Genomic DNA, 7,210 nt, shown 5'->3' on the forward strand with positions numbered 1-7,210 from the left:
TTCTTAGAGATTTATTTCATTCAGGATAGATTCAGAAGGAACCTTGCCTAAGGGGATATTTGGTATAAAATTGTATGGATTCACGCTGAATTTTTTATAAGAAACAGTTTTCTGCTGTAACGCTCCTAAATTTAGAAAATCACTGACTAATATATTCTTATTTCTAATGATGGAAGTGGGTATAATGAATGCAGAATTGTTTAATGTTTTGAAAAATGAATTGCCATTATTTTTAATTTGTAAGGAACCCTTATCATTTAATTCAAAGTAACTGTTTTTCGCTATTATAGGTGCATTTGAATATTTAAGTCCGTTCACTAAGTCTGTTAAGAAATGTGGTCCATAATAATTTGTACAGCTCATATAAGAAACATATTCATAATCCTTGGCATAACTAGATAGTTGAATATTGGTTCCTTTTCTAATAATCAAATTAATATCGTTCTCTTTGGCCAATGTTTTGATGGATTGATTGATACTGTTTGAGGGAATAAATAATGTTAGATCCTTATATTTATATTTTTGTCTTTTATAAGAATTTATTGTATTAATAGCCTCCCTGTACGTATTTACCAGGCTGAATACTTTAATCCTGGGAATTGTCAGTGGCTTTACACGCAGTTTACAATTTTTGGCGATAGTATAGAGGCGGTGAGAGTACGTATGGTGTTCCAACACATTCCGGATTCCCTGCAGCTCCTTTTTAGTTCTCCAATTTGAATTATTTAATGCTTTTTCAATTCCCTGAGATAATGACAATTGATCTTGTGCTACATACACAATATCGCTAAAGTAATGCTCGACTGCTTTTGAATAGTTGCTAATGACATATACGCCTGAAGCCAATAGCTCAAATACTCTCCTTGAACACATGGTAGGTGACTCTTTGACAGTGTTGACATTTAGGCATATTTTGTAAGATTTACTTCTTTCAATAAGTCTGTAATATGGAAGAGAGCCTTTTACATACCTCTGAAATTTACCAGGATATTTAAACGGAGAATTTCTTATACTGTAATTTCGATCGTAAATATCTAAACCATATTTACTGGAGATACTGAGCATATTCTCCATATCAATTGTCCTTTCCAGGTGCTGATTTCCGTAATAGCTCCCGGCAAAGCAAATATTTTTATTTTTATGTTTTGACCTAGAAATGGGATTGTGGATTTGGGGTTGGGCAGCAAAAGGAAGAGTATAAATATTAGTATGTGATAGCTCGTTTTTATACTTTGGGATGATATTTTCATCCGTTGTATATACATAGTCAAATAGCTTAGCAGTCTGGATAAAGTTATCAAAATGGACAGGATCTTCTTTGTTCCAAAAAACAGTTGGGATATTATTTTTCTTGCACCATTCCACCAGGCTGATAATTTCTTTAGATAATCCACGGATTTTATATTGCCAGCTGGAATCATTTCCTCTCCATGCAGATTCGACGAAAAGGAAATGCGGGCGCTCTCTGGTTAAAGTTTTTTTCCAGTCATTGGGCCCGAATTTAATCAAAGTGCATTCATGTTTGAAGCATTCATATGAGAATTCGTCTAAAATGCAGGCAACTCTTAGATCTTTCAAGTTTATTGCCATTTCTATGCCTCCTTCAATATCCTCTTTAGGGTATGGGTGTTCCGACTTGCAGACATTTAAATCCTTTCTCGTTAAGGGCGTGTTTGTTAACAATATTGCGTGTATCTACAATAATACGTGTCTTGAAGAGATGTGACAGGGTATCAAAATCAGTGGATTTGTATAAATTATGGTCTGTCAGTATAACCACACAATCAGCCCCATTAACTGCCTCCTCTATGGTACCGCATTTTCCTTCCAGCTCTTTTTGTACGTATGGATCATGCCATTTAATGTCATAGCCTTTTTTGCGAACTTTATCATATATGATCAGGGCAGGACTCTCACGGAGGTCGTCGATATTTCCTTTATAAGCCAACCCCAATAAAGTAATAATAGGAGATTGTATGCCTTGTGTAGCTGAATCTATTAAATTCACAATTCGGTCTGGCATGCTTTCATTAATTTCTCTTGCTGCTGTTATTAATTTTGTTTCATTGGGAGCTTGTTCGATAATGAACCATGGATCAACAGCGATGCAGTGTCCTCCAACACCTGGGCCAGGAGCGTGAATATTTACTCTTGGATGATAATTTGCAAGAGTAATGGCTTCCAGCATATTGATTCCGTATTTTTCTCCAATAATAGCGAGTTCATTTGCTAGCGCTATATTTACATCGCGATAGGTGTTTTCAATCAGTTTTACCATTTCTGCTGTTCTGGCATCTGTCATATAAATATTCCCTCTAACAAAATGCTTGTATAAAAAAACGGTGCGAAGACACGATTCTTCATTAATTCCACCGACGATTCGATCATTATTTAAGAGTTCTTCGAATAATTTCCCTGGCAGTACTCTTTCAGGGGAGTGAGAAACGAATATTTCGTCTCCTATTTTAAAGGTTGATTTCTCAAGGATGGGGATTAAGATATCTTCTACGGTCCCAGGCGGCACGGTAGATTCTAAAATAACTAATGAGCCTTTCTTTAGATAAGGCAAAATTAAGCTGCAGGCAGAGTAAACATAAGTTAAATCTGCTTTTTTGTCAGGAGTCAGGGGTGTCGGGACTGCCAAAATATATGCATCTGCTTCAATAGGAGATGTTGATACAGTCAGCTTTCCTTCTTCCATTACCTTAACTAATTTATCCTGCAGACCTGGTTCTTCAATATGAGCTTTATATTCATTGAGTAATTTGGTTACCTCTGGGTTTATATCCACTCCATGAACTTGCAGTCCATGTTCTGCAAACATGACAGCAGTAGGCAAGCCGATATAGCCTAATCCCATTACACATAGTTTCATGATGTCATCACCTATTTTTTATATTTATTCTTATTTAATATATGGCTATTAAACAAGGTATGTATGGTTTGCTACCCACCGGCATAAAAGATAGACTAGTGACATGATTGAATGAGGCCAGAAAAAAAAGAATCCTGATTGCGGGATTCTTAAAATTGAATTCGAAATTTGCTAAAATACCAGTCATCATCGTATTTTCTTATCTTTATAAATTTATGCCGCTGTCTAAGAACGCCGTCTTGTTTTACTTGCTGTTCAATTAAGCTCGGCCTTACCCCAGTAATTAATTTCCTGCATTTCTCAATTCTTTCATAATTGAAGTGTGAATAAGCCATTCTTAGAAGATTATAGGAAACTTCTTCATTTGAAACTTTATAAGGGTGTGATTTCCTGAAAAGATGGAGAATACGGACCTCGGGCAAAACACTGCAGCGGTATCCAAACAGCCAAAGTCTGATGGAGAGTTCCACATCCTCATGGCCCCAGGTTTTAAAGCCTTTTTCAAATCCTCCAATTTCATTAAATACTTTCTTCGTGATGATAAAACAGCCACCAGGTATAATCGCTGTATCAAATAATCCCCGCTTTTTTTTATTCCATTTTATTCTTAGGTTACGGCTCAGGGACATGCCATACCCAATAAAATTAGAATCTCCAATAGCCGCTATTGCCGGTGCAACAGCATCGGTTCGTCCCTTTTCAAGAGGTAATATAAGCCCGTCAAGCCAATAATGTTCAAATTCCAAGTGCGCATCACAAAAGGCCAGGTATTTTCCTTTAGCATGTTCAGCGCCAAGGTTTCTTGCTCTTGCAGCACCAATTCCTTTTGTATGAATAAGCTTTACTTTATGTTTATAGGTATCTATGAATTTGCAGCATCCATCTGTGGATGCATCATCTACCACAATAGCTTCAAATGGGATAGGGGTTTTTACTGAAAACAGGGAATCTAAAGTGCTTTTAACATTCGCTCCTTCATTTTTGACAGGGAAAATGATAGACACTTGTGGTGTCGCCGACACAATCTTCACTCCTTACAAAAATCATTGACATCTTTTTCTGTATCATATGATTGTGCAAGCAGCATGGTAACGGCGCAGGTTAAGGGTTGTTTTGTCATATCCATCCTATCTGAACTCATACAATGAGAAAGGAATGAAACTACGGAAAAAGGTGATATGAATGAAAGTGAATGTATCGTATCTGGGTAAAGAAAAAGGAACAGCTGATTTTTCCTCTTTGCCATCATTGATTTTATATTGTTCCAGACATGGACTGGATACGACCTGGTCAAGGGAAGAAAAAACACTATACATTGATAACCCTCAAAAAAATCAAATTCTTCTTCTGACAATGGAAGGAGGGGAAGATTCAGATGTGCTGCAGGAAACGTCATCTATGATGAAGGAACTGCTGAAGAATTCAGGAATTGTACTTAAAACTGAAACTGACCAGCAGGAGTCCGAGGGAACTGCTTTCCATGTTCATTTGGAATTTACCAATAGTGAAAATATTGTCATTACATGCAAAAAATCAGAGATCATTCCGGTTATTCAGAAGCATTGCAGGAAAAAAGTTTCAAGCCGGCCATATGTCTTTTTTAAAACAGATGGAGCACCACATAAAGGCGGGCCTTCAATCTTCTGTGAAATCCCAGTCAATTTTACTGGTTTAGAAGAATTCCTAATACAGCTGCAGGCTGCTATTCTGGAACATTTTATCGGCAGCAGTGAGCTGCTGAACTGGGTGGGGCTTGAAACCGTAGTGGAGCTTTTCAGCAGCGGGACGTCTGAGAAGAAAAAACACCGGCAGCAAAAAAGAACTCCAGACAATCGCCCGGCTGAGGTGAAGCCACAGGTAAAAGCTGAGGGAGAAGCTTACTTTAATTATACAATCCGTCCTCATTCCAGCAACGAAAAATATACATTAATTACAGACCTCGTCATTAAAAATACGGGTACGGCGGCGCTTCATAACCCGATTGTCTGCCTTAGGGTTAATCCCCCGGCTCAGGTAGAAATTGGCGGGCAGATCCTCCCGCCGGAGATGGTGGAAGTATTGGCAGTTCAGGGAACAGAAGGAGCACTGGGCTGGCAGTATGCTAATGACGATTGGCTTCAGGAAGGTTATGAAAAAGGAGAGTTTTGGATTAGGCCTATTAACACCTTATCCATTAATCCTGAAGAAAATGATGGCATTTATCAATTTCATTTAAATTTTGATAAATTGGAAAAAGGAACATGTACAGTTGAAGCATTTGTTTATTTCAGAGAACAAGATGTAACATTTAAGGCTATGAATGACATAAGCTTCTCTTTTTAGGCTGAGGGAATCCATTATTCTGGATTCTCTTTTTTATTTTGTAGTATTCTAGAATACTAAGCAGGAAATAAAGGTTGAGGATTGATTTTGTATGTTAAAAAGAATAAATAGGCTGCTGCTGACGATCTTAATAGCAAGCATTTTCGCGATGATCATTTACCAATACTTAAAGCCGGCAGATTTTGAAGAAGTTCCGCCCCCTACAGCACTTCATCCTCTTGTTGCTGAAAAGAAAGAGGAACTTATTGCTTTGGCTGCCGACAAAGGCATTAACGTAGTCATCACCCAGGATTTCAGAAGCATTGAAGAACAGGATGCTTTATATGAAAAAGGCCGAACTGCTGAGGGAAATATTGTTACCCATGCAAAAGGCGGTGAGTCCTACCATAATTTTGGCCTGGCACTTGATTTCGCACTGATGTCCGTAGATGGCCAGGTGATCTGGGACATGAATTATGATGGCAACGGCAATAGCAGGGCCGATTGGATGGAGGTCGTTGAAATAGCAAAGGACCTGGGGTTTAAATGGGGAGGGGATTGGACACAATTCAAGGACTATCCTCATCTTCAAATGGATTTTGGTCTTTCTATCTGGGAGCTTCAGAGAGGGAAGAGGCCGCCTGAAGTTGAATGAAAATAAAGAAACTGCACTCGAGTGCAGTTTCTTTATTTTTAAATGATCATCTCAGATTGTACATAGTGATACAGCAGTTTGGCCGTATTTTCAATCGAATCCTCATGTGTACGCTCAAAAGCATGTGATGAATCAATTCCTGGGCCGATCAAGCCGTGTACGATATCATGGCCGGAGCGGATGGCTGCTGATGCATCAGAGCCGTAAAATGGGTAAATATCCAGCTTGTACTCGATTCCATTTTCCTCGGCAAGCTGCACGAGACGCTTTCTTAATTCGTAGTGATAAGGACCGCTTGCATCCTTCACACAGATGGATACCGTATATTCATCAGTGGATTGGCCATCACCCATCGCCCCCATATCCACAGCCAGATATTCAACCGTTTCCGGCGTGATATTGGAATTACCGCCATAGCCGATTTCTTCATTGTTTGAGATGAGGAAATGGGTTGTGTACGGCAGCTCAGTGTTATCGGCTTTCAGCTGTTTAATCAGCTGAAGAAGGATCGCCACACTAGCCTTGTCGTCCAGATGGCGTGATTTAATAAATCCTGCAGGTGTCGTCTGCACACGAGGATCAAAGGATACAAAGTCTCCGACCTCAATTCCCAGCTCACAGACTTCTTCTGCATTATGTACTTTTTCATCAAGGCGGATTTCCATGTTTTCCTGGTTTCTTTCAGCTTTCCCGGCATCTTTATAAACATGAACAGAAGTTTGATGCATCAGAATAGTGCCGGTAAATTTTTTGCCTGATGATGTTTCAATTTCACAATACTCGCCTTCAATCGAGTTATATTTAAATCCGCCGATCAAATCAATCTTCAACCGTCCGCTGGGCTTTATTTCCTTAACAATTGCGCCAAGAGTATCAACGTGCGCAGTCAGCATCCTGTGATTATTTTCGTCTTTTCCGGGAAGGGAGGCAATAAGCCCTCCTTTCCGGTTGCGCTTCGTTTCCACATTAAGCTCGTTCAAAAACTTTTCTACATATGTAATCACTTCATTTGTATTTCCGGAAGGACTCGGAATTGAAACAATCTCTTTTAATAAGCTGATAGTTTCTTTTGTACTCGGGTACGCCATTCAAAAACTCCTCTCAAATTATTCTCACGCAATTCTTATTATACTGTTATTTGTTGGGATAAGCATGCCTAATAAATAAAAAAATGCCTTAACGGCAGTCCGGCATGTCGATATACTTAAAAAAGAGAAGCCCTCAAATAATAAAAAGGGGGAGTGATTGAAATTGAATGAATTAGTAGGCAGCTGCGCTGTTTGCGGGAAAGAACTATACTGTCTAGATGGATTCTTCAATGGAGTCCATAATGAAAAAAATGAAACTATCTGTTTTGAATGTATGGAGAAACAGGAAGA

At 38.8% G+C, this 7,210-nt stretch carries 6 protein-coding genes; 2 read left to right on the forward strand and 4 right to left on the reverse strand.

What is annotated here, in order from left to right; translation table 11 throughout:
* Positions 1–3: 3 nt before the first annotated feature.
* The 3 genes from BK139_RS01820 to BK139_RS01830 all read right to left on the reverse strand — a co-directional run bounded on the left by BK139_RS01820 (position 4) and on the right by BK139_RS01830 (position 3,897).
* The gene (locus tag BK139_RS01820) at positions 4–1,590 is read right to left on the reverse strand and encodes a CgeB family protein (protein ID WP_076256210.1); all 1,587 of its coding nucleotides are present in this window, start codon (positions 1,588–1,590) and stop codon (positions 4–6) included.
* 25 nt (positions 1,591–1,615) lie between these two features.
* Entirely contained in the window at positions 1,616–2,875 is a 1,260-nt protein-coding gene (locus tag BK139_RS01825) for a nucleotide sugar dehydrogenase (protein ID WP_076256212.1), read from the reverse strand.
* Positions 2,876–3,024: 149 nt separating this feature from the next.
* Entirely contained in the window at positions 3,025–3,897 is an 873-nt protein-coding gene (locus tag BK139_RS01830) for a glycosyltransferase (protein WP_440232075.1), read from the reverse strand.
* 160 nt (positions 3,898–4,057) lie between these two features.
* Between BK139_RS01830 and BK139_RS01835 the strand changes: the two genes are divergently transcribed.
* Together BK139_RS01835 and BK139_RS01840 are read left to right on the forward strand one after the other, a co-directional pair.
* Entirely contained in the window at positions 4,058–5,197 is a 1,140-nt protein-coding gene (locus BK139_RS01835; protein ID WP_076256214.1) for a hypothetical protein, read from the forward strand.
* Positions 5,198–5,288: 91 nt separating this feature from the next.
* Positions 5,289–5,831: a M15 family metallopeptidase gene (locus tag BK139_RS01840; RefSeq protein ID WP_076256216.1), complete on the forward strand. Its 543-nt coding sequence runs from the start codon at positions 5,289–5,291 to the stop codon at positions 5,829–5,831.
* A 38-nt stretch (positions 5,832–5,869) separates the two neighbouring features.
* On the opposite strand, the gene BK139_RS01845 is transcribed toward BK139_RS01840, so the two are convergent.
* On the reverse strand, positions 5,870–6,919 hold the full coding sequence (locus BK139_RS01845; RefSeq protein ID WP_076256218.1) for a M42 family metallopeptidase: 1,050 nt from the start codon (positions 6,917–6,919) through the stop codon (positions 5,870–5,872).
* Between the last annotated feature and the right edge of the window lie 291 nt (positions 6,920–7,210).

Source organism: Paenibacillus sp. FSL R5-0490 (assembly GCF_001956215.1).
Taxonomy (GTDB): Bacteria; Bacillota; Bacilli; order Bacillales; family Cytobacillaceae; genus Cytobacillus.